Source organism: Pseudomonas sp. LAM2023 (assembly GCF_016620375.1).
Classification (GTDB): Bacteria; Pseudomonadota; Gammaproteobacteria; order Pseudomonadales; family Pseudomonadaceae; genus Aquipseudomonas; species Aquipseudomonas anuradhapurensis.
Window position 1 is genome coordinate 376022 of record NZ_JAENHV010000023.1, and the last position, 19490, is coordinate 395511.

Sequence of the window (19490 nt, forward strand, 5' to 3'; positions counted from 1 at the left end):
GCTGGCCTTTGTAGGAGCGGCCGTCAGCCGTAGAGCAGCCGTTCCGCCAGCATCTGCGCCACCCGCGCCGGCGAGCGTTTCTCCGCCTGCGCATGGCCAAACACTTCGGTCAGCCGCGTGGGGATGCGCGCCAGGTGCGCGGTGATGGTACCCAGGTTCTCGCCACGATGGGTAAGCGCCACATAGATCAACCCACCGGCGTTGATCACATAGTCAGGCGCATACAAAATCCCGCGCGATTCCAGCTGGTCGGCCACCTGCAAGGTGGTCAACTGGTTGTTCGCCGCCCCCGCCACCGCCGCGCAACGCAGTTGCATCACGCTCTGTCCGTTCAGCACCGGCCCCACGCCGCAGGGCGCGAAGATGTCGCAAGGGGTGCTGATCAATGCGTCGTTGGTGACCGGCTTGGCATCGAATTGCTCGACCGCCAGCCGCACCCGCCCTGGGTCCAGGTCGCTCACCAGCAAGTCGGCCCCCGCCGCATGCAGTTGCTCGGCCAGCGCATAACCGACATTGCCCAACCCTTGCACCGCAACCCGTAACCCTTGCAGGTCATCACTGCCAAGCCGAAACGACGTGGTCGCCCGAATACCAGCGAACACCCCCATCGCCGCATGCGGGGATGGATCGCCGCAGGCCGTGGTGCTGGTCACATGGGGAGTACTCTGGGCAATGCAGTCCATGTCCAGGGTCGAGGTGCCGCTGTCCACGGCAATGATGAAGCGCCCTTGCAACGTATCGACGAAGCGGCCAAAGGCCTCGAACAGTGCCGCGCGGTTTTCCACATGCGGGTTGCGCATGATCACCGCCTTGCCGCCGCCCAGCGGCAGGCCGGCCAGCGCAGCCTTGTAACTCATGCCCTGGGCCAGGCGAATGGCGTCGGTCATGGCGCTTTCGTCGTCGGCATACGGCAGGTAGCGGCAGCCGCCCATGGCCGGCCCCAATTGTTCACTGTGGATCGCCACCACGGCCTTGAGGCCGGTGGGCGGGTCGGTGAACAGGTGCAGCGACTGGGTACGGGTGCTTTGCATCAGTGCGAACATCGACTGGCTCCCCTGAGAGGTGCTCATTCCAGTATAGGCTTGGCCCTTGAGCCGACGCCGCCGCCGGACCACTGGACGAAACCACCCGCCGCGGCTAATACTCAAGCGTGTGTGGAGAAGCCCCATGAAGCCACGTCAAGCCTGCCTGGCCTGCCTGGAACGCGAGCCCGTCGCCCTGCTGGAAGCCGCATTGTGGATTGCCGCCGAGCATGACCGCAGCGTCGAGCCTGCGGCCAGCCTTGCCTTACTGCATGACTTGCAACGCGCGATCAGTGCCAACCTGCCGATGCTGCCGCTGTGCGAGCTGGCCCAGCCACTCCTGCGCCAGCTCAATGCCCTGGGCTTCCAGCAAGATGAGTATCACCCCCTGCGCCCACATGCCGCGCTGATGGACAAGGTGCTGCAGCGCCGTCGCGGCCAACCACTGGCCCTGGCCATCCTCGCCCTGGAACTGGCCCGGCGCCTGTCCATCCCGCTTGAGGGCGTGGGCTTCCCCGGCCACTTCCTGCTGCGCGTGCCGGGAGCCGACCACCTCCTCGATCCCTGCGGCGGCCGACGCCTCTACCCCAACGATTGCCGCGAACTGCTGGCACGTCAGTTCGGCGCGCAGGTAGCACTGACTGCCGAGCACATGCGCAGTGCCAGCCCCGCGCAGATATTGCAGCGCCTGTCACGCAACCTGCGCCAGTTGCATATCAGCAATGACGACCACCTGGCGGCACTGATCGATGCCGAACGGGTCATGCAACTGGGGCCGGCGCAAGTCGGCGACTATGTGACTCGTGCCTCGCTCTACCAGCATCTGGATTGCCCGCAGGCCGAGCGCTTCGACCTGGAACATGCCTTGCTACTGACGGAAGACCCGGTCCAGCGCCTGAAGCTGTCCGAACGTATCGGCAAGCTTCCGGCGGCGAACCGGTCCATTCACTGAGCCGGGCAGTCCGGCTGCCGGGAAGGGTGTGCCTTGGCGAACGCCGGGTGGCCGGCGGCCAGGGCGGCAACCCGCAGGATGCGCGGGAAGCCGTCGAGCTCGATGTTGAACCGTTCGGCCGCATACAACTGCGGGATCAGGTAGACATCCGCCAGGCCTGGCTCATCGCCGAAACAGAAGCCGTGGTCGCCGATCAGTTGTTCCACCGCTGCCAGCCCTTGGCTGATCCAGTGGCCAATCCACTGGTTGACCTGGGTCTCGTCGTGCCCGGCCTGGCGCAGCCGGTTGAGCACGCTGACATTGTGCAACGGATGGATGTCGCAGCCGATGATCGCTGCCACACCACGCACCTTGGCGCGCGCCTGCGGCGTGGCAGGCAGCAGCGCGGGCTGTGGATAAACCTCTTCCAGGTACTCGATGATCGCCGGTGACTGCACCAGCAGCTCACCGCCGTCAGTGCGCAAGGCTGGCACACGGCCCTGCGGGTTGACGGCGACATAGGCAGCACCGCGTTGCTCACCCTGCAGCAGGTTGACCGGCAGGGACTGGTAGGCCAGCCCCTTCAACGCCAGGGCAATGCGTACCCGATAGGACGAGGTGGAACGGTAATAGGTGTACAGCTCCATGCCCTGCCTCCTCAGTTGGCCGCGACGACCGTGCCGCGGCACTCGCCGAAGCCGATGCTGGCCACGCCATCACGCACGCAACGGCCACGCAGGATGATTTCGTCGCCGTCCTCGAGGAACTTGCGTACCTCGCCACTGGCCAGTTCCACCGGATGTTTGCCGCCTTCGGTGATCTCCAGCAGGCTGCCGAACGAACCGGGCGTGGCGCCCGACAGCGTGCCCGAACCGAACAGGTCGCCCGGCTGCAGCTGGCAGCCATTGACGCTGTGGTGCGCCACCAGCTGCGCCACGGTCCAGTACATGCTGCGGGTATTGCTCAGGGTCAGGCGATGCGGGGCCATGCCCTGCTCGCGCATGCGCTCGGTCAGCAGCAGCACTTCGAGTTCGATATCGAATGCACCGGCGGCCTGGTCGCGCTTGTCCAGCAGGTACGACAGTGGCTGCGGGTCGCCTTGTGGGCGTGGCGGCTGGGCGCAACGGAAGGGTTCCAGCGCTTCGGCAGTGACTACCCACGGTGAGATGCTGGTAACGAAACTTTTCGACAGGAACGGGCCCAGCGGCTGGTATTCCCAGGCCTGGATATCCCGCGCCGACCAGTCGTTGAGCAGGCACAGGCCGGCCACGTGCTCGGCGGCATCGCCAATCGGGATCGCCTGGCCCATGTCATTGCCCTGGCCGATCCAGATGCCCAGTTCCAGCTCGTAGTCCAGGCGCGCACAGGGGCCGAAGCTCGGTTCGCTGTGCCCGGCCGGCAGGGTCTGGCCCTTGGGGCGGCGCACGTCGGTGCCGGACGGGCGAATGGTCGAGGCGCGGCCGTGATAACCGATCGGCACGTACTTGTAGTTGGGCAGCAGCGGATTGTCGGGGCGGAACAGCTTGCCGACGTTCTTGGCGTGTTCGATGCCCACGTAGAAGTCGGTGTAGTCACCGATCTGCGCCGGGACATGCAATTGGCAGGCGCCGGCCGGATACAACGCAGGCTGCAGCGCCGCCTGGTGCTCGCTGTGCTCGCCCAGCAGCACCAGCAGGCGCTCGCGCAGGGCCACGCGCGCGCCGCGGCCGAGGGCGAAGAATGCGTTCAGAGCGCCACCGCGGGTGGCCTCGACAGCGGCCTTGGCGGCGCCGTCGAACAGGCCGGCAGCCAGCACCGCCTCAAGGTCGAGGATCGCATCGCCAATGGCCACGCCACAGCGCCTGGCTTCACCGGGCCGGCTGAAAATGCCCAACGGCAGGTTCTGCAGCGGGAAGTCGCTGTGCCCGTTGGCGTGCTCCACCCAGCTACGGGCAATGGCGGTCTGGTTCATCGGTTATCTCCGGTTCGGGTTGAAGGTGCTCGGCAGGGTGGCCCAGCAACTATCGTAGTCGGCCTGCAATTGCGGGCATTCGAGGGCCTGCACGCTCGGGCGCAGCACTTGGCTGGTCTCGAACATGAAGGCCATGGTGTTGTCGATCTTGTGCGGCGCCAGGTCGGCGGCAATGGCCTTTTCACAGGTTTCGGCATCGGGACCGTGGGCGCTCATCACCCCGTGCAGCGAGGCACCGCCCGGCAGGAAACCTTCGGCCTTGGCGTCGTAGGCACCGTTGATCAAGCCCATGAACTCGTTCATCAGGTTGCGGTGGAACCATGGTGGACGGAAGGTGTTCTCGGCCACCATCCAGCGTGGCGGGAAGATCACGAAGTCCATGTTGGCCATGCCGTGCACGCTGGTCGGCGAAGTCAACACAGTGAAGATCGACGGGTCCGGGTGGTCGAAGCTGACCGTGCCGATGGTGTTGAAGCGCCGCAGGTCGTACTTGTATGGCACGTTGCTGCCGTGCCAGGCGACCACGTCCAGCGGCGAGTGCTGCAGTTCGCAGGCCCAGTGCTCGCCCAGGAACTTCTGCACCAGCTGCACCGGGCCTGCGGCCTCTTCGTAATGCGCCACCGGGGTGAGGAAGTCGCGCGGGTTGGCCAGGCCGTTGCTGCCGATCGGGCCCAGGTCCGGAATACGCAGCGGTGCGCCGTGGTTTTCGGCAATGTAGCCACGCGCCTGGGCGTCGAGCAGCTCGACGCGGAACTTCATGCCGCGCGGGATCACCGCGATTTCCAGCGGTTCGACCTGCATGACCCCCAGTTCGGTGGCGATGCGCAGGCGGCCCTGTTCCGGCACCAGCAGCAGCTCACCGTCGGCGTTGAAGAACACCCGTTCCATCGAGCGGTTGGCGCGGTAGATGTAGATGCTGACGCCGGCCGGTTTGTCTGCTGCCGAGTTGGCCACCATGGGTAGCCAGCCGTCGATGAAGTCGGTCGGTTCGCTGGGGATCGACTGGGGGTTCCAGCGCAGGCGGTTAGGGGTGATGGCCCCCAGCGGGCCGCTCAGCGGCTGGCGCGCCAGGCGCTCGAAACGCGGATGTAGCGCAGACGGGCGAATGCGGTATAGCCAGGTGCGGCGCAGCTCGCTGCGGGCCATGGTGAACGCCGTGCCCGAGAGCAGCTCGGCATACAGCCCGTAAGGGGCCTTTTGCGGCGAGTTCTGCCCGACCGGCAGGGCACCTGGCAGGGCTTCGCTGGCAAACTCGTTGCCAAAGCCGCTGAGGTAGTGAAGGTCGGGTAACGTATCGCGATTCATCGATGCCTCCGGGCTCTGGCCGAGCCGTTGCTGGCAGCTGGCCGCCGGTCCCGATCGGGTTGGCAGCACGTCTGCATTGTTTTTATCGTAATCAGATTACGAATAACGTAATTTGCTACGAACAAGGCGTCAAGCTATAAAGGCGCGACGCGAAGAATCCGGAAACAGATGTCCATGGCCAAAGCCAGTTCCCCCGCCGACAACGGCAAGCAGAAAGTCCGCTCGGCAGAGGTTGGTACCGACATTCTCAAGGCCCTTGCGGAACTCTCCCCCTCCACCTCGCTGTCGCGCCTGGCAGAGCATGTGCAGATGCCGGCGAGCAAGGTGCACCGTTACCTGCAGGCCCTGATTGCCAGCGGCTTTGCCGAGCAGGATGCAGCCACCAACCATTACGCCTTGGGGCGCGAGGCCCTGCGGGTGGGGCTGGCGGCGCTGGGCAGCATTGATGTGCTCAAGGTTGCCGCGCTGCCGCTGTCGCAACTGCGCGATGAACTGAACGAGAGCTGCTTCATTGCCGTATGGGGCAACCAGGGCGCGACCGTGGTCAGCATCGAGCCGGCAGTACGCGCGGTTACCGTGGTCACCCAGATCGGTTCGGTACTGCCGCTGCTCAGCTCATCCACCGGGCTGGTGTTCGCCGCCTACCTGCCCGAGCGCGAAACCGTTGAATTGCGGGACCAGGAACTGGCTGCGCTGCAGCACAGTGCCGCCGATTACCAGGCAGTCCTGGCCGGCATCCGCGCACGTGGCCTGCATCATGTGCACGGGCTGCTGATGCCGGGCGTGGATGCGCTGTCGGCCCCAGTGTTCAATGCCATGGGGCGGATCGCCGCGGTGATGACCGTGGTCGGGCCAACCTCGATCTTCCATGCCGACGAGCACGGCCCGGCGGCGCAACGGCTGCTGGCGGCAGCACGGGAAACCAGCTGGCGCATGGGCTATACGCCTGCGGCACTATTGCCCGATGCGTAAAGGTGAATGTCATAAGCCGCTATTTTTCCTACAGGATCAAGCGCTTATTCTTAACTCACTGGCCGGCATGAAGGGCTCTCCCCCCCGCCTTTCAGGCCTGCGAGGTTCACCGACGTAGATTTTGAAGCTCCTTGATCTGACGTCTCGATTGGCCGCTGCGGCTTGCAGCGGCCTTTTTTATCTGCCCTGAAAATAATCTTCACCTGTGCCCGCGAAGAGGCCGGCACAGCCAGCGAAGGTTTCAGCCCAACGAGTATTTCTGCAGGTTGGCCATCATCTGCTGCAAGGCCTGCAAGCTGTCCTGCGGGTGCACCGCCCCTTCGAAGTCGCCGATGCGTGCCCAGTTCTCCGCCACCTGCTCCGGGGTAAAGCCTTCACGCGGATCGAAACCCACGCCCAGGCTACGCTCCCACCGCACCTTGCCCACCCAGCCGCCGCCCACTTCGAACAGGTCCCCGCTGCCCTGGCACTGCTCGCTGCCCAGGTACACCACCAGCGGGCTGACCAGTTCGGGCTTGAGCCGCTCGAACACCTGGGGCGGAATCAGCCCCTCGGTCATGCGCGTGCCACCGGTAGGTGCGATGGCGTTGACCAGGATGCCGTGCTTGCGCCCCTCGATCGCCAGGGTGCGGGTCAATCCGTACAGGCCCAGCTTGGCCATGCCATAGTTGGCCTGGCCAAAGTTGCCGTAGATACCGGACGTGGACGCGGTGAAGATCACTCGCCCCCAGTTCTGCTCGCGCAGGTGCGGCCAGGCGGCGCGGGTGACCTTGTAGGCCCCTTCGACATGCACCTGGTAGACCTGCTCCCAGTCGCTGTCTTCCATCTTGTGAAAGGTCTTGTCACGCAGGATACCTGCGTTGTTCACCAGCACATCGACCCTGCCGAAGCTGTCCAGGGCCTGCTCGACGATAAGTGCGCCATCGCTGACCGAGTCATGGCTGGCAATGGCGCTACCGCCAGCGGCGCGGATCTCCTCGACAACCCGGTCAGCGGCGCAGGCGCTGGCACCTTCACCATGGGTGGAACCACCAAGGTCGTTGACTACCACCCGGGCGCCACGCGCAGCGAACAGCAACGCATGGGCACGGCCCAGGCCGCCGCCGGCTCCGGTGACGATCACCACGCGATCTTGCAGACGGACAGGCTCGCTCATGCTCATGGCTCCAGGCAGGTTCAGGTCCGCCGAGTGTCCGCCGCCGAAGGCGAACGGACAATCAAGCGCCTGCCGGCTGAATGCCTGACAATAACGCAACGCGATGGTCGAAAGGCCTGGTCAGGACCAGGCCATCTTCTGCGGGTAATTGCGCAGCGGTCGTTCGCGAAACACGAGGTAATGGCGTAGCACCTGGACCGGCGCCTCGGTATGCGGATAGTGGCCGATGCCTTGCAACTGAACGGTGTCCGGCGCTGGTACCAGTTGCCGATAGCGCTCGACCATATGCGCGCCGGACAGCGGGTCGACCATGCCAGTGATCAAGCGCAGCGGCACGCCTTCGCGTTGCATCGCGCCAACCCAGCGGTCGCGGTACAACCTGCGCTCCGGCATGTAACCAACCAGTTTGTGCAGCACGCGCGTGCCATGGTTGGCGGTGATCAGGCTCCAGAAATCATCCAGTACACTTTCACTGGGATGGGTGCAAGGGCCATAGACCTGGATAAGGTTGCGCACCAGGTCGTCGCGCCCGAACGAGCGCCCTACCAGCCAGCCCACACGGCTGAGCAGCAGTTTCTGGATCAGCAGCATGCGGCAACTTTCCGGAAACAGCCCGCTGTTGAGGAACACGCAGCTGGCGATGCGGGCGCGCTGTTCGTAATGCCGCGCCAGCAGTTCCTGGGCCACGCTGCCACCGTAGTCGTGGGCCAGCAGGTGCACCGGCTGGTCGACCTGCAGTTCGGCGAGCAAGGCCTGCTGCAGGTCGGCCTGCTCGATCAGGCTGTAGACATGATCGACCGGTTTGGCCGAATCGCCAAAGCCGAGCATGTCGCAGGCGATTACCCGGAAGCGTTGGGCCAAAGGCCCCCACAAGTAATGCCAATCCCAGCTGGCGGTGGGGAAACCGTGCAACAGCAGCAGGGGCTCTCCTTGCCCTGCGGTCCAGTAGCGGATGCTCTGGCCCCGGAAGGTGAAACCCTGTCCCCGGGTACGCCAGACGCACAATGGAATTTCGGCCATGGGCATCAGAAAGGTCCCGGTGAAGTGGTGTTGGCTGAACAAGGCAAGGCTGTGCTCATAGCATGTCACCTCGGCACTTACATGTGCTCTCTGAGTCGAGGCTGAGTCTAGCCAGCAGCCCAGGGCCTTGAACTTGCATTGCCAGCCAGCTTGATGACTGAGCGAGTCAGTGGCACGAACGGTCAGAGCAGCATGGCCAGCAGCGGCGCCGCGAACAGGTTCAGCAGGCCGGTCAGGACCATTACCAGGCCCGCCACCGAACCCTCCTCGCGACCCACCTCGTGCGCACGGCTGACCCCTGCACCATGAGCACCGACACCAAACAGCGCCCCACGTGCCAGCGGCGTACGCAACGGCAACCAGCGCAGCAGAACGCCGCCGAACATGGCCCCGAGCACGCCGGTGAACATCACGAATACCGCAGTCAGCTCCGGTACGCCACCGAGGTCATGCGCCAGCGGCATGGCAAAAGGCGTTGTGATCGAGCGCGGCACCAACGACAGGCTGGTCGCACTGTCCAGCGCGAGCAGATGAGCCAGCCCCCAGGAACTGGCGATCGAGGCACTGCTGCCGGCAACCATGCCCACCATCAGTGCCGGCCAGTGGCGCGCGAGCATGGCCCGCTGCTGCCAGATCGGCACCGCGAAGGCCACGGTCACCGGGCCGAGCACACTCATCAGCCAATGGGTATTGCGGGCATATTCGGCATAGGCGGTGTGCAGCGGCACCGCCACCGCCAGCAGCAGGACCGGCACCAGGATCAGCGGCGACAGCAGGTAGCGGCCACTGCGCCGGTACAACCAGCGGCTGCCCAGATAGGCCAGCAGGGTCAGGGCGAGCCAGAACAGCGGCATGGGTTCAAGGCTCATGGCGCAACCTCCAGCGGCACACCAGCTCCACGGTCAATGCGGTCACCACCATCACCATCAAAGTGCTCACGGCAATCACCAACAAGATGCGCCAGCCTTCGTCACGGATCAGGGCGCCGTAATCGAGCAGGCTCATCAACGCCGGAATGAAAAACAGCAGCATTTCGGCCATCAGCCAGCCTGCTCCCAATTGCAGCATGGCCGGCTTGAGCACACCTGAAGCGAACAGCAACAGCAGCAATGCCAGGCCCATCACACCGCCCGGTATCGGCCAGCCCAGCCAGGCGGCAAGCTGGCCGCCGAACAGGAACAGGGAACAAAGGATCGCCAGCTCGATTAGCAGGCGCAGGGCTTTTTTCAATAACGCGGGTTTCATGGGGGGAGTCCTCGACAGGCCCTCATTTTAAGATTCGGCTGCCTAGGCCAGAAGCGAATTGTTAGACTACAAGCCATTCCAGAATGGAATTGCGACCATGGAATTCAAACAGCTGCGCAGCTTTATCGAAGTCGTCCATCGCGGTGGTTTCACCCAGGCGGCGCAAACCCTGCACATCAGCCAGTCGGCCGTGAGCAAGCAAGTTGCCCAGCTGGAGCAAGATCTGGGCCAGCCATTACTGGAGCGCCAGGCTTCACAACTGCACCTGACGGCGGCCGGGCGCATCGTGCTCGAGCGTGGCGAAGCCTTGCTGCGCCAACGCCAGGCACTGCTGGGCGAACTGGACGACCTCAGCCAGATGGGCCGCGGCGAACTGCGCCTGGGCTTGCCGATGCTGGGCAGCGACGCGCTGTTTGCCGGGTTGTTCGCCGAGTATCGGCGTCGCCACCCGAACATCGCCATCCAACTGCTCGAGGGCGGTAGCCGCAGTGTCGAGCAGGCAGTCAGAAGTGGCGAGCTGGAGCTGGGCGGCAGCCTGACACCTGCTGACGAGGCGTTCGACTACCAGCCTTTCTGCAACGAGCCACTGGATGCCCTGCTACCGGTCGGCCACGAGCTGGCGGACCAGGACGAGGTAGACCTGTGGCAATTGGCCGACACTCCGTTTCTGTTGTACCAGCGCAGCTTCGTGCTCAACGACCGGTTGCTGAAGGCTTGCCAGCAACAAGGCTTTACCCCCAAGGAAGGCGGGCGCAGTGGCCAGGCAGACTTCCTTGCCGCGCTGGTGGCGGCGGGCCAGGGCGTGGTCTTGCTGCCCCGTGTGGTGGCAAAAGCACTGCAACGCCCCGGGGTAGTGCGTTTGCCGCTGCGCTCACCAAAGGATCTGCGTTGGGACATCGCCTTCATCTGGCGGCGCGGGGCGTACCTGTCACGGGCAGCGCAGGCGTGGTTGGCGTTGGTGAACGAGCGGCCAGTGCTCGAGAACAAGGAATGAGACGCCCTTGCTGGCCTGTTCGCGGGCCTGCGAAAAGGTCGGTACAGGCGACAGAAACCGTCAGGCTTTCAATGCAACAGCCAACTCAGCCAGCCAGGGCTCGGCATCCGCTTCGGGGGTTACCGTCTCACTGGCGTCCAGGCGCAGCATTGGCTGTACTTCCCGCACGCCCAGCTCGGCGAACAGCTCGCGCATTTGCTCACCGCCACCGCAATAGGTATCGCCATAACTGGAATCGCCCAGCGCGATCACCGCACCCGGCAGGCCGCGCCAGGCCGCTGGCAGCGTATCGCGGATGCTGGAGTACAACGGCATGAGGCTGTCCGGCAGTTCGCCCATGCCGGTGGTCGAGGTGACAGCCAGTAGGGCATCAGGGGTAAAACCTTCGAGGTCCTGCAAAGTGGCGCGCGCCGCATGCCAGGCCTCCAGGCCCGCGGCCTTGAGCAGTGCTTCTGCGTGACGGGCGACTTCTTCGGCGGTGCCGTAGACCGATCCGGAAATAATGGCGACTTTCATCAAGTAGAGGATTCCGAAACTGAGTGAAAACGTAGGATACTAGCATTCAGTGCTGGCAAAAGGCTGCCTCTACTCTAGTCGCCATCTTCAGCCCTTCTTCGCCAATGGCCCGAACATGATCAACGCGCAACTACTGCAATCCATGGTCGATGCATCCAATGACGGGATTGTGGTCGCCGAACAGGAAGGCGACGACACCATCCTGATCTACGTGAATGCCGCCTTCGAACGCCTGACCGGCTATAGCCGTGACGAGATCCTTTATCAGGACTGTCGCTTCCTGCAGGCCGATGACCGCGACCAGCTTGGCCGCGCCCGCATTCGCAAGGCGCTGGCCGAAGGCCGCCCGTGCCGCGAAGTGCTGCGCAACTACCGCAAGGATGGCAGCGCCTTCTGGAATGAACTGTCGATCACCCCGGTCAGGCACGACGCCGAACAGCGCACCTACTTCATCGGTATCCAGAAAGAAGTCAGCCGCCAGGTCGAACTGGAACGCGAGCTGGCCGAAATGCGCGCTCGTCCGAAACCCGACGAACGCAGCTGAACCAAGCGCGACGCTCGCGGTCAATCCCGTTGAAGAAATTGTCACCCTCGAGTTCGATCATGCAAGCAGAAGCGCTCCTGACTCAGGACGAGCTGGACTTCATACAGAGCATGCAGCATTCGCCGCAACTGAACCTGGCCGACCCCATGTCGAGCCTGCTGGTCAATGGCGACCGCCGAATCCAGAGTTTGCTCACCCGTCTGGTAGCCAACGAACAAGTCACCTTGCAGGCCCAGTTCAACAACCAGCAGATCAGCTTCCCGCTGCAACTGGTGGAGGACGAGTTCCACGCCCTGCACCTGCAACTGGGCTCGCCGGAAATCTACGAAGACGGCCCCAGCTTGCGCCCGTGGCGCCTGTCGATGGAGCAGCCGAGCGCGTTGCTCGATGCCCAAGGCCAGGACAGCGGCCTGTGGGTTCGTGACATCTCGTTCAAAGGTACGCTGCTGGAAATCCGTGGCCTGCCTGCCGCGCCCGCCCGTTTCGAACTACGCTTCGCCCCCGAAGGTATCAACCCCATCGAACTGCTGGGTGTGTTGAGCCGGCGCATCGGCCCGGACCTGGCTGCCTACGACCTCAGCCAAAGCTCGGCAGAAGAGATCGAACGCCTGCGCGACTACATTCTGCAAGCCCACCGCCGGGCTCACCCCGAGCTGCACACTCAAGTATCGAGCTGACCGGCCAGAAATTGCCGCAATCGCTGGCGCATCACACTGCCCTGCGCACCCAGGCAGGCTATCGGGCTGCCTGCCAGGCTGTCCTGAGCCAGCTCCGCCGCTTCACCAGCCAGTAGCAACGGGCACTCCAGCCCAGCCACCAGGCGCGCCAGGCGGCGACCGAGTTCTGTGGTAAGCGACTGGTGGGAGAACAACACCAGGGCATCCGGTTTCAGGCGCTCGCAGACCAGCGCCAGCTCCGCCAGCGGTTGGCCGCTGGGCAGCAGGGTAACTCCCACTTCGTCGCTGCCCAGCATCAGGCTGGTCACCAGCAATTCCAGCTCGTGACATTGCCCCGGAAGCGGCGCCAGCAGCACCGTGCGCCGGCGCGGTGCCTGGGCAAGCTGCAAGCGGGCGAACACCCGCCCACGCAGGAACTGGTCAAGGAACAGCCACTCGCTGGCCTGCCCGTAACTGCCCTGCCCAACCGCAAGGTCATGCCACACCGGCATGAACACTTCGCTGAATACCTGGTCCAGGGTAGTTGCCGCGAAGACCTCGTTGAACAAGCGGTCCAGGCCCGCCGCGTCAAACCGTTGCAGCGCCTGGCGAATCTGCTGTTGCCAACGCGCCCAGGCGTCCGTCACCCCGCCTGTCGGCCCGGCCAGGGCATGGTCGCGCGCGAGAATGCTGGCGACCTTGCTCACCGCCACGCCGCGCTCCAGCCAGCCAAGGATGCGCCGCACGTCATCGATGTCGGCCTGCGAATACAGGCGATGGCCACTGTCGGTGCGGGTTGGCTGGATCAGGCCATAGCGGCGTTCCCAGGCGCGCAAGGTTACGGCATTGACGCCGGTCAGGCGGGAAACCTCACGGATCGGAAACAGGTCCTGCTGCATCAGGCCCGCATCAATCATTGGATTACGTCCCTGTTCGTTCATCTTCACGGAGTACCCTGTGGGCGGAAGTCGAGCAGTAGTCTACTACGACGTCGACGGCCACAGGGATCGACCGTTTGCCGGCTGACAGTTGCCGATGCACGCCGATACGCGATAATCCGCGCCCGATTCTTGCATGCACGCCTGTGTCGCCCACCACCCCGGGCGCTTCAGCCAGAAGGGCCAGCTACCCGCCAGCCCTGTTGCCAGGAGATACACGATGTCTACCCCACCCGTCACCCTGATGGTGTCGCGCCGCGCCGCCCATGGCCGCTACCAGGACCTGCTGGCCTGGCTGCATGAAGGCGAGCAGTTGGCTACCGACTTTCCCGGCTACCTCGGCTCCGGCATCCTCGCCCCACCCAGCGATGGCGATGAGTTCCAGATCATCTTCCGCTTCAGTGACGAACCCACACTGCATGCCTGGGAGCACTCCGCGTCGCGCCGGGCCTGGTTGCAACGTGGCAACGGCCTGTTTGAACGCCCCAGAGAAGCGCGCGTAAGCGGCATTGATGACTGGTTTGGCACCAACATGGTGCAAAAACCACCGCGCTGGAAGCAGGCCGTGGCCATCTGGCTGGCGTTTTTCCCGGTGTCGCTGGTATTCAACCTGGTGTTCGGCCACTGGCTGGCAGCGCTGGACCTGGTGCCTCGGGTACTGCTCAGCACCCTGGCCCTGACGCCTGTGATGGTCTACCTGTTCATCCCGCTGTCCACCCGCCTGCTGGCCGGCTGGCTACAGGCCGCGCCGCGCGGTGGAGCAGTACTGCGCAGCCGCTGAGCGCAGCGGTACAAGAGGAAATTTCTTGAGGTATGCTGGGCGGCAACGACAGACCAGACAAGTTGACCGCCCGAACATGAACAGCCCAATTCTCGTAACCGGAGCCAGCCAGCGTGTCGGGCTGGCCCTGGCCCTTGAACTGGCCCAGGCCGGCCACACGGTGGTCAGTGCCAGCCGTAGCGCCCAGCCAGGGGCGACCCACCCGAACATCGTGCAGTTCCAGGCCGACCTGTGCCAGGCGGCCGACCGCCAGGCCCTGATCGACTACCTGCACAGCCATTACGACGGCCTGCGCGCAATCATCCATAACGCCTCGCTGTGGCTGGACGATGGCCTCGACAACCTCGAAACCATGTTCCGCCTGCATGTCGAAGCACCCTACCACCTCAACCTGGCACTGGGCGACCTGCTGGCCAGGGAGGAAAAGGCCGACATCATCCACATTTGCGACGAAACCTCTTCGCGCGGCAGCAAAAGCCATATCGGTTATGCCGCAACCAAGGCGGCGTTGCAGAACATGGTGCTGTCGTTCGCCGAAAAATATGCGCCCAAGGTGCGTGTGAACGGTATTCTTCCCGGGCTGCTGATCCTCAAGGAAGGAGGTGACGAAGCCTACCGCCAGCAAACCCTGAAGAAGGCCTTGCTGGAGTTCGAACCAGGCGCCGGCCCGCTGATCGAGACGGTCAAGTACCTGCTCGCCAGCCAGTACAGCACCGGCAGCCAGGTGGTCATCAACGGTGGCCGCCACCTGAAGAACCGCATGACCTGAGAGAAGCCCATGACCCCACAGCAACAGCTCGAACTCGAGGCCGCCGCGTTCCGGCGCCTGGTCGAACACCTGCAAAAACGCAGCGACGTGCAGAACATCGACCTGATGAACCTGTCCGGCTTTTGCCGCAACTGCCTGTCCAAGTGGTACAAGGCGGCGGCTGACGAGCGCCAGCTCGAGGTGAGCCTGGATGATGCCCGCGAAGCGGTGTACGGCATGCCTTATGCCGAGTGGAAAGCCCAATACCAGAAAGAAGCCAGCGCCGAGCAGCAAGCGGCGTTCGAAAAAGGAAAACCTCGTGACTGACCTCGACACCCTGCGCGCCAGCCTGGCCAGCGGCAAACACCTATTTGCCGACACCCTGGCGTTCATTGCCGACCATTACAGCTACCAGCCACAAGCCTTCGACAACGGCGGCGTGGCGAATGCCGCCGGGCAGAACGAAGGCTCGTGCAAGACCCTGGGCCTGGCGCTGCTGGAAGGGCTGAGCGACCAGGAAGCGCTGCTGGCCTTTGGCGAGCACTACCGTGACGTGCTGGCCACGCCCGAGGGCAGCGACCATGGCAACATCCGCGCGCTGATCAAGCATGGCCTGGCAGGTGTGAAGTTTGCCGGGCAGCCGCTTTCGCGCAAGGCTTGAGATAGCCGGGGCTGCTTTGCAGCCCGTCGCGACACAAGGCCGCTCCTACAGAAGACCGCGTTCGCTTGTAGGAGCGGCCTTGTGTCGCGATAGGGCCGCAGAGCGGCCCCAAAATCTCGAAACCAACCTCAGTGGATGATGGTTCCCAGCACCTCACCCGGCAACCCACCCTGCTGCAACCACTGCAAGGCCACCGGCCACAAACTTTCGCGAAAGCGGTCACGGAAGAACGCGAAGTGGCCAATTTCATCGACCGAGATATCCACAGGCGCAATGCGCAGGTGCTGGCGCTTGGCGCCCTGCAGATAACCCAGCAAACGCTCGGTCGCCGCCACGGTACCAAAGGGGTCGTCGGTCAGGCTGATGGCCAACGTCGCCGCCCGCACCTGGGCGAACGGTAGTGCCTCCAGTGCACGCCCGCTGGGTCGGTGCTCATAGCGTGGGGTACGGGTGGTCCAGTCGTGCACCACGCCGGATGGCGTGTCCTCCAGCCAACCCAGGCGCTTGCCGGGAAAGTAACCGAACACCCGGGTGAGCAGCGGCATTACCACATGCCACTTGCCGAACAGCTGCCAACGCTGGTCAGCCGCGTAATCGCGCCAATAGGCGAATTGCGCACCAACCATCACCACCCGGCGAACCTTGCTCGCCGAAGGTGCCAGCCCCACTGCACAGCCGCCAAAACTGTGCCCCACCACGTCCACCGGCTGGCCGGGGAAATGTTCTGCGGCATGCACCAGCATGGCTTCGAAATCCAGCCGGCCCCAATCGCTCCAGGAGGCCTGGAAGCCGCGCAGCGATGGTGGGCGGGATTCGCCGATACCACGGTAGTCGTAGGTCAGCACATCGCAGCCCTGGGCGAACAGGTAGTCGGCAAAGCGCGAGTAATAGCGGCAGCGTACCGAAGTGGCAGCATTGATGATCACCAGCGGCCGCTGGCTGTCAGGTTGGGCGTGGCGCCAGCGGAAGCCGCCGAGGCTGTAGCCGTCGGCTGCGGTATGGCGAAAGGCGGTGGCAGGTTGGGCAAGGCTGCTCATGGCACATTCCCTGTTCTGGTGCGCCAAAGCTAGCAAAAAATCGTCAGCCTGTGCTGGCCTTATCGCCGGCAAGCCGGCTCCCACAACTATTGCACAAGCCCAAAGGCCTGGGGACACTCGGTGGGAGCTGGCCGGCGATGAGGCCAGCGCAGTTTCAGCTTACAGCTCGACGCAGTCGAACTTCACATCGGTAGCCACGTCTTCGTCGTAGTTGACGTCAGCACGCTCGAAGCCGAACAGGTTGAGGAACTGCTTCTTGTAACCGGCATAGTCGGTCAGCTCGAACAGGTTCTCGGTGGTCACCTGTGGCCACATGGCCTTGCAGGCATCCTGCACGTCGTCACGCAGTTCCCAGTCGTCCAGGCGCAGGCGGCCCTTTTCGTCGACCTCGGCCGGCGCACCGTCGGCGCGGTACATGCGGTCGCGGAACATGCGGTCCAGCTGGTCCTGGGTACCTTCGTGAACACCCTTTTCCTGCATGATCTTGAACACCATCGACAGGTACAGCGGCATCACCGGGATGGCCGAACTGGCCTGGGTAACCACCGACTTCAGCACCGCCACGTTGGCACCGCCGTTGATATCAGCGGCCAGTTTCTGGTCCAGGCGCAGGGCGGTTTCGTCCAGGTCCTGCTTGGCCTGGCCCAGCGCACCGTGCCAGTAGATCGGCCAGGTGATTTCGGTGCCGATGTAGCTGAAGGCCACGGTGCGGGCGCCTTCGGCCAGCACGTTGGCGCCCGCCAGGGCATCGATCCACAGCTGCCAGTCCTGGCCGCCCATGACGGTAACGGTGTCTTGGATTTCCTGCTCGGTGGCCGGCTCGATGCTGGCCTCGATGATGGTGTCCTTGTTGGTGTCGATGGCGGTCGACTTGTATGGCTGGCCGATCGGTTTCAGCGCCGAACGCACCACTTCACCCGTCTGCGGCAGCTTGCGCACCGGCGAGGCCAGCGAGTAGATGACCAGGTCGACCTTGCCACCCATTTCGTTCTTGATCAGCTCGATGACCTTGGCGCGCGCTTCGTCGGAGAAGGCATCACCGTTGATCGACTTGCTGTACAGGCCTTCGGCCTTGGCAAACTTGTCGAAGGCGGCAGCGTTGTACCAGCCAGCGGTGCCGGCCTTGGTCTCGGTGCCTGGTTTTTCGAAGAACACACCCAGGGTGTCGGCCTTGAAGCCGAACGCCGCGGTGATACGGGCTGCCAGGCCGTAGCCGCTGGAAGCGCCGATGACCAGGACCTTCTTCGGGCCATCCTCGCGCACGCCCAGCTTGCGGGTGGCTTCGATCTGGTCACGGACGTTGAGCTCGCAGCCCTTCGGGTGAGTCGTGGTGCAGATGAAACCGCGAACCTTAGGATGAATGATGGCCAATGTCTGTACCTCGTCAGGTTTATGCCGGGGAAGCGCCACCATCGGGCGTTTCCGAATGAATTGATCAGAGGGTGAGACTACCCTCGCTGGTTATCCGACACATATTACGGGCTGATCAGGGGGATGCAAAACGGAGCTTCGCCGGTACCGGCCCTTTCGCAACGGTTCGGCGCGCAACAGCCGGTGCACTTGGTCGCGGGGCCGATGCGCGTCGGCTGTGCGCCTATTCATTGGTTTTCCACATCAATCGCAAAGAAAAACAAACTTAACAAATGAGCCCAAGCCACCGATGCTTGAAGCACTACGCCCATCGCACGGAGAACAACAACATGAACGACGTGGTTATCGTCGCTGCAACCCGTACCGCCATCGGCAGTTTCCAGGGCGCCCTCGCCACAGTGTCTGCGGTAGACCTCGGTGCCGCCGTGATCAAGCGCCTGCTGGAGCAGACCGGGCTGGAGCCGGCGCAGGTCGATGAAGTGATCCTCGGCCAGGTGCTTACCGCCGGTGCCGGGCAGAACCCCGCACGCCAGGCTGCGATCAAGGCCGGCCTGCCCTACAGCGTACCGGCGCTGACCCTGAACAAGGTCTGCGGTTCGGGCCTGAAGGCCCTACACCTGGCAGCCCAGGCCATCCGTTGCGGTGATGCCGAGGTGGTCATCGCCGGGGGCCAGGAGAACATGAGCCTCGCCCCCTATGTGATGCCCTCGGCCCGTACCGGCCAGCGCATGGGCCACGGCCAGCTGGTCGACAGCATGATCAGCGACGGCCTGTGGGATGCTTTCAACGACTACCACATGGGTATCACGGCGGAAAACCTGGTGGACAAGTACGGCCTCAGCCGTGAACAGCAGGACGCGTTTGCCGCCGAGTCGCAGCGCAAGGCGGTGGCGGCGATCGAGGCGGGCCGCTTCGATGCCGAGATCACGCCGATCGTGCTGCCGCAGAAGAAGGGCGAGCCCAAGGTCTTCGCGCGAGACGAACAACCACGCCAGGACACCAGCGTCGAATCCCTGGGCAAACTGCGCCCTGCGTTCAAGAAGGATGGCAGCGTCACCGCCGGCAATGCTTCCAGCCTGAACGATGGCGCCGCCGCCGTGATGTTGATGAGCGCCGCCAAGGCCAAGGCCCTGGGCTTGCCGGTGCTGGCCAGGATCGCAGCCTATGCCAGCGCTGGCGTAGACCCGGCGATCATGGGTATCGGCCCGGTTTCGGCGACCCAGCGTTGCCTGGATAAAGCCGGTTGGCAGCTGGCCGAACTGGACCTGATCGAAGCCAACGAGGCCTTCGCCGCGCAGGCGTTGGCAGTGGGCAAGGCGCTGGGGTGGGATGCTGCGCGGGTCAACGTGAATGGCGGGGCAATTGCCCTCGGCCATCCGATCGGGGCGTCCGGGTGCCGGGTGCTGGTGACCCTGCTGCACGAAATGATCAAGCGCGATGCCAAAAAAGGCCTGGCTACCCTGTGCATCGGTGGTGGGCAAGGCGTGGCGTTGGCGATCGAGCGCTGATTACGCCGCCGTATCTGCAGCGCCTGTGAGACCGAGCGCCGCCCGCGCGGCGCATCGCGAGCTGCGCTCGCTCCTACGTCTGTTTCGGGCCAATTATTTCTGGGGCATTTGCGCGCGAACGTTTTGGCGCATGA

Annotated in this window: 22 protein-coding genes; 10 read left to right on the plus strand and 12 right to left on the minus strand. The window is 64.1% G+C overall.

The window, feature by feature from the left end:
• Window positions 1-23: 23 nt before the first annotated feature.
• Complete coding sequence (locus tag JKP78_RS14665) at window positions 24-1043, minus strand: Leu/Phe/Val dehydrogenase (protein ID WP_186685427.1); 1020 nt, start codon at window positions 1041-1043, stop codon at window positions 24-26.
• 124 nt (window positions 1044-1167) lie between these two features.
• Between JKP78_RS14665 and JKP78_RS14670 the strand changes: the two genes are divergently transcribed.
• Complete coding sequence (locus tag JKP78_RS14670) at window positions 1168-1974, plus strand: SirB1 family protein (protein ID WP_186685429.1); 807 nt, start codon at window positions 1168-1170, stop codon at window positions 1972-1974.
• Here JKP78_RS14670 and maiA read toward each other — a convergent pair.
• From maiA to hmgA, 3 genes are read right to left on the minus strand one after another with little or no spacing between them, the layout of a single operon-like run.
• A complete protein-coding gene (maiA, locus tag JKP78_RS14675) occupies window positions 1968-2600 on the minus strand; it encodes a maleylacetoacetate isomerase (RefSeq protein WP_186685431.1) in 633 nt (210 codons plus the stop codon). The two genes, JKP78_RS14670 and maiA, sit on opposite strands and share 7 nt — an antisense overlap.
• Window positions 2601-2611: 11 nt before the next feature.
• The gene (fahA, locus tag JKP78_RS14680) at window positions 2612-3904 is read right to left on the minus strand and encodes a fumarylacetoacetase (protein WP_186685433.1); all 1293 of its coding nucleotides are present in this window, start codon (window positions 3902-3904) and stop codon (window positions 2612-2614) included.
• Between the two features lie 3 nt (window positions 3905-3907).
• Window positions 3908-5209, minus strand: a complete 1302-nt coding sequence (hmgA, locus tag JKP78_RS14685) for a homogentisate 1,2-dioxygenase (protein ID WP_186685435.1) — start codon at window positions 5207-5209, stop codon at window positions 3908-3910.
• A 174-nt stretch (window positions 5210-5383) separates the two neighbouring features.
• Between hmgA and JKP78_RS14690 the strand changes: the two genes are divergently transcribed.
• On the plus strand, window positions 5384-6181 hold the full coding sequence (locus tag JKP78_RS14690; RefSeq protein ID WP_200626869.1) for an IclR family transcriptional regulator: 798 nt from the start codon (window positions 5384-5386) through the stop codon (window positions 6179-6181).
• A gap of 241 nt (window positions 6182-6422) precedes the next feature.
• Here the strand turns inward: JKP78_RS14690 and JKP78_RS14695 are convergent, their stop codons facing one another.
• The 4 genes from JKP78_RS14695 to JKP78_RS14710 form a co-directional block, all read right to left on the minus strand.
• Window positions 6423-7337, minus strand: coding sequence for an SDR family oxidoreductase (locus tag JKP78_RS14695; protein ID WP_200626870.1), 915 nt, complete (start codon window positions 7335-7337; stop codon window positions 6423-6425).
• A gap of 120 nt (window positions 7338-7457) precedes the next feature.
• Window positions 7458-8363, minus strand: a complete 906-nt coding sequence (locus tag JKP78_RS14700) for an alpha/beta fold hydrolase (RefSeq protein WP_200626871.1) — start codon at window positions 8361-8363, stop codon at window positions 7458-7460.
• 176 nt (window positions 8364-8539) lie between these two features.
• Window positions 8540-9226 (minus strand): LrgB family protein, encoded by a 687-nt coding sequence (locus JKP78_RS14705; RefSeq protein WP_186685443.1) that lies wholly within the window; start codon window positions 9224-9226, stop codon window positions 8540-8542.
• Window positions 9216-9602: a CidA/LrgA family protein gene (locus JKP78_RS14710; RefSeq protein WP_186685445.1), complete on the minus strand. Its 387-nt coding sequence runs from the start codon at window positions 9600-9602 to the stop codon at window positions 9216-9218. Before JKP78_RS14710 ends, JKP78_RS14705 begins: the two co-directional genes overlap by 11 nt.
• A gap of 97 nt (window positions 9603-9699) precedes the next feature.
• Between JKP78_RS14710 and JKP78_RS14715 the strand changes: the two genes are divergently transcribed.
• On the plus strand, window positions 9700-10596 hold the full coding sequence (locus JKP78_RS14715; RefSeq protein ID WP_200626872.1) for a LysR family transcriptional regulator: 897 nt from the start codon (window positions 9700-9702) through the stop codon (window positions 10594-10596).
• Between the two features lie 60 nt (window positions 10597-10656).
• On the opposite strand, the gene JKP78_RS14720 is transcribed toward JKP78_RS14715, so the two are convergent.
• On the minus strand, window positions 10657-11112 hold the full coding sequence (locus tag JKP78_RS14720) for a flavodoxin (protein ID WP_200626873.1): 456 nt from the start codon (window positions 11110-11112) through the stop codon (window positions 10657-10659).
• A gap of 115 nt (window positions 11113-11227) precedes the next feature.
• Here JKP78_RS14720 and JKP78_RS14725 point away from each other — a divergent pair, with 115 nt between their 5' ends.
• Window positions 11228-11656 carry a PAS domain S-box protein gene (locus JKP78_RS14725; protein ID WP_186685447.1) on the plus strand — a complete coding sequence of 143 codons (429 nt, stop codon included), beginning with the start codon at window positions 11228-11230 and terminating at the stop codon, window positions 11654-11656.
• 59 nt (window positions 11657-11715) lie between these two features.
• Entirely contained in the window at window positions 11716-12333 is a 618-nt protein-coding gene (locus tag JKP78_RS14730; protein WP_170032590.1) for a hypothetical protein, read from the plus strand.
• Here JKP78_RS14730 and JKP78_RS14735 read toward each other — a convergent pair.
• Window positions 12318-13253: a MerR family transcriptional regulator gene (locus tag JKP78_RS14735; protein WP_186685448.1), complete on the minus strand. Its 936-nt coding sequence runs from the start codon at window positions 13251-13253 to the stop codon at window positions 12318-12320. The genes JKP78_RS14730 and JKP78_RS14735 overlap by 16 nt on opposite strands.
• 217 nt (window positions 13254-13470) lie before the next feature.
• Between JKP78_RS14735 and JKP78_RS14740 the strand changes: the two genes are divergently transcribed.
• The 4 genes from JKP78_RS14740 to JKP78_RS14755 all read left to right on the plus strand — a co-directional run bounded on the left by JKP78_RS14740 (window position 13471) and on the right by JKP78_RS14755 (window position 15440).
• Window positions 13471-14031, plus strand: a complete 561-nt coding sequence (locus JKP78_RS14740) for an antibiotic biosynthesis monooxygenase (RefSeq protein ID WP_200626874.1) — start codon at window positions 13471-13473, stop codon at window positions 14029-14031.
• Between the two features lie 76 nt (window positions 14032-14107).
• Window positions 14108-14800, plus strand: a complete 693-nt coding sequence (gene folM, locus JKP78_RS14745; protein WP_170032596.1) for a dihydromonapterin reductase — start codon at window positions 14108-14110, stop codon at window positions 14798-14800.
• 9 nt (window positions 14801-14809) lie between these two features.
• Window positions 14810-15106: a DUF1244 domain-containing protein gene (locus tag JKP78_RS14750; protein WP_170032598.1), complete on the plus strand. Its 297-nt coding sequence runs from the start codon at window positions 14810-14812 to the stop codon at window positions 15104-15106.
• Window positions 15099-15440, plus strand: a complete 342-nt coding sequence (locus JKP78_RS14755) for a HopJ type III effector protein (protein WP_186685450.1) — start codon at window positions 15099-15101, stop codon at window positions 15438-15440. Before JKP78_RS14750 ends, JKP78_RS14755 begins: the two co-directional genes overlap by 8 nt.
• 128 nt (window positions 15441-15568) lie before the next feature.
• On the opposite strand, the gene JKP78_RS14760 is transcribed toward JKP78_RS14755, so the two are convergent.
• The gene (locus JKP78_RS14760) at window positions 15569-16477 is read right to left on the minus strand and encodes an alpha/beta hydrolase family protein (protein WP_200626875.1); all 909 of its coding nucleotides are present in this window, start codon (window positions 16475-16477) and stop codon (window positions 15569-15571) included.
• Between the two features lie 159 nt (window positions 16478-16636).
• Complete coding sequence (fabV, locus tag JKP78_RS14765) at window positions 16637-17848, minus strand: enoyl-ACP reductase FabV (RefSeq protein ID WP_200626876.1); 1212 nt, start codon at window positions 17846-17848, stop codon at window positions 16637-16639.
• 329 nt (window positions 17849-18177) lie between these two features.
• Between fabV and JKP78_RS14770 the strand changes: the two genes are divergently transcribed.
• On the plus strand, window positions 18178-19356 hold the full coding sequence (locus JKP78_RS14770; protein WP_200626877.1) for an acetyl-CoA C-acetyltransferase: 1179 nt from the start codon (window positions 18178-18180) through the stop codon (window positions 19354-19356).
• Window positions 19357-19490: the final 134 nt, after the last annotated feature.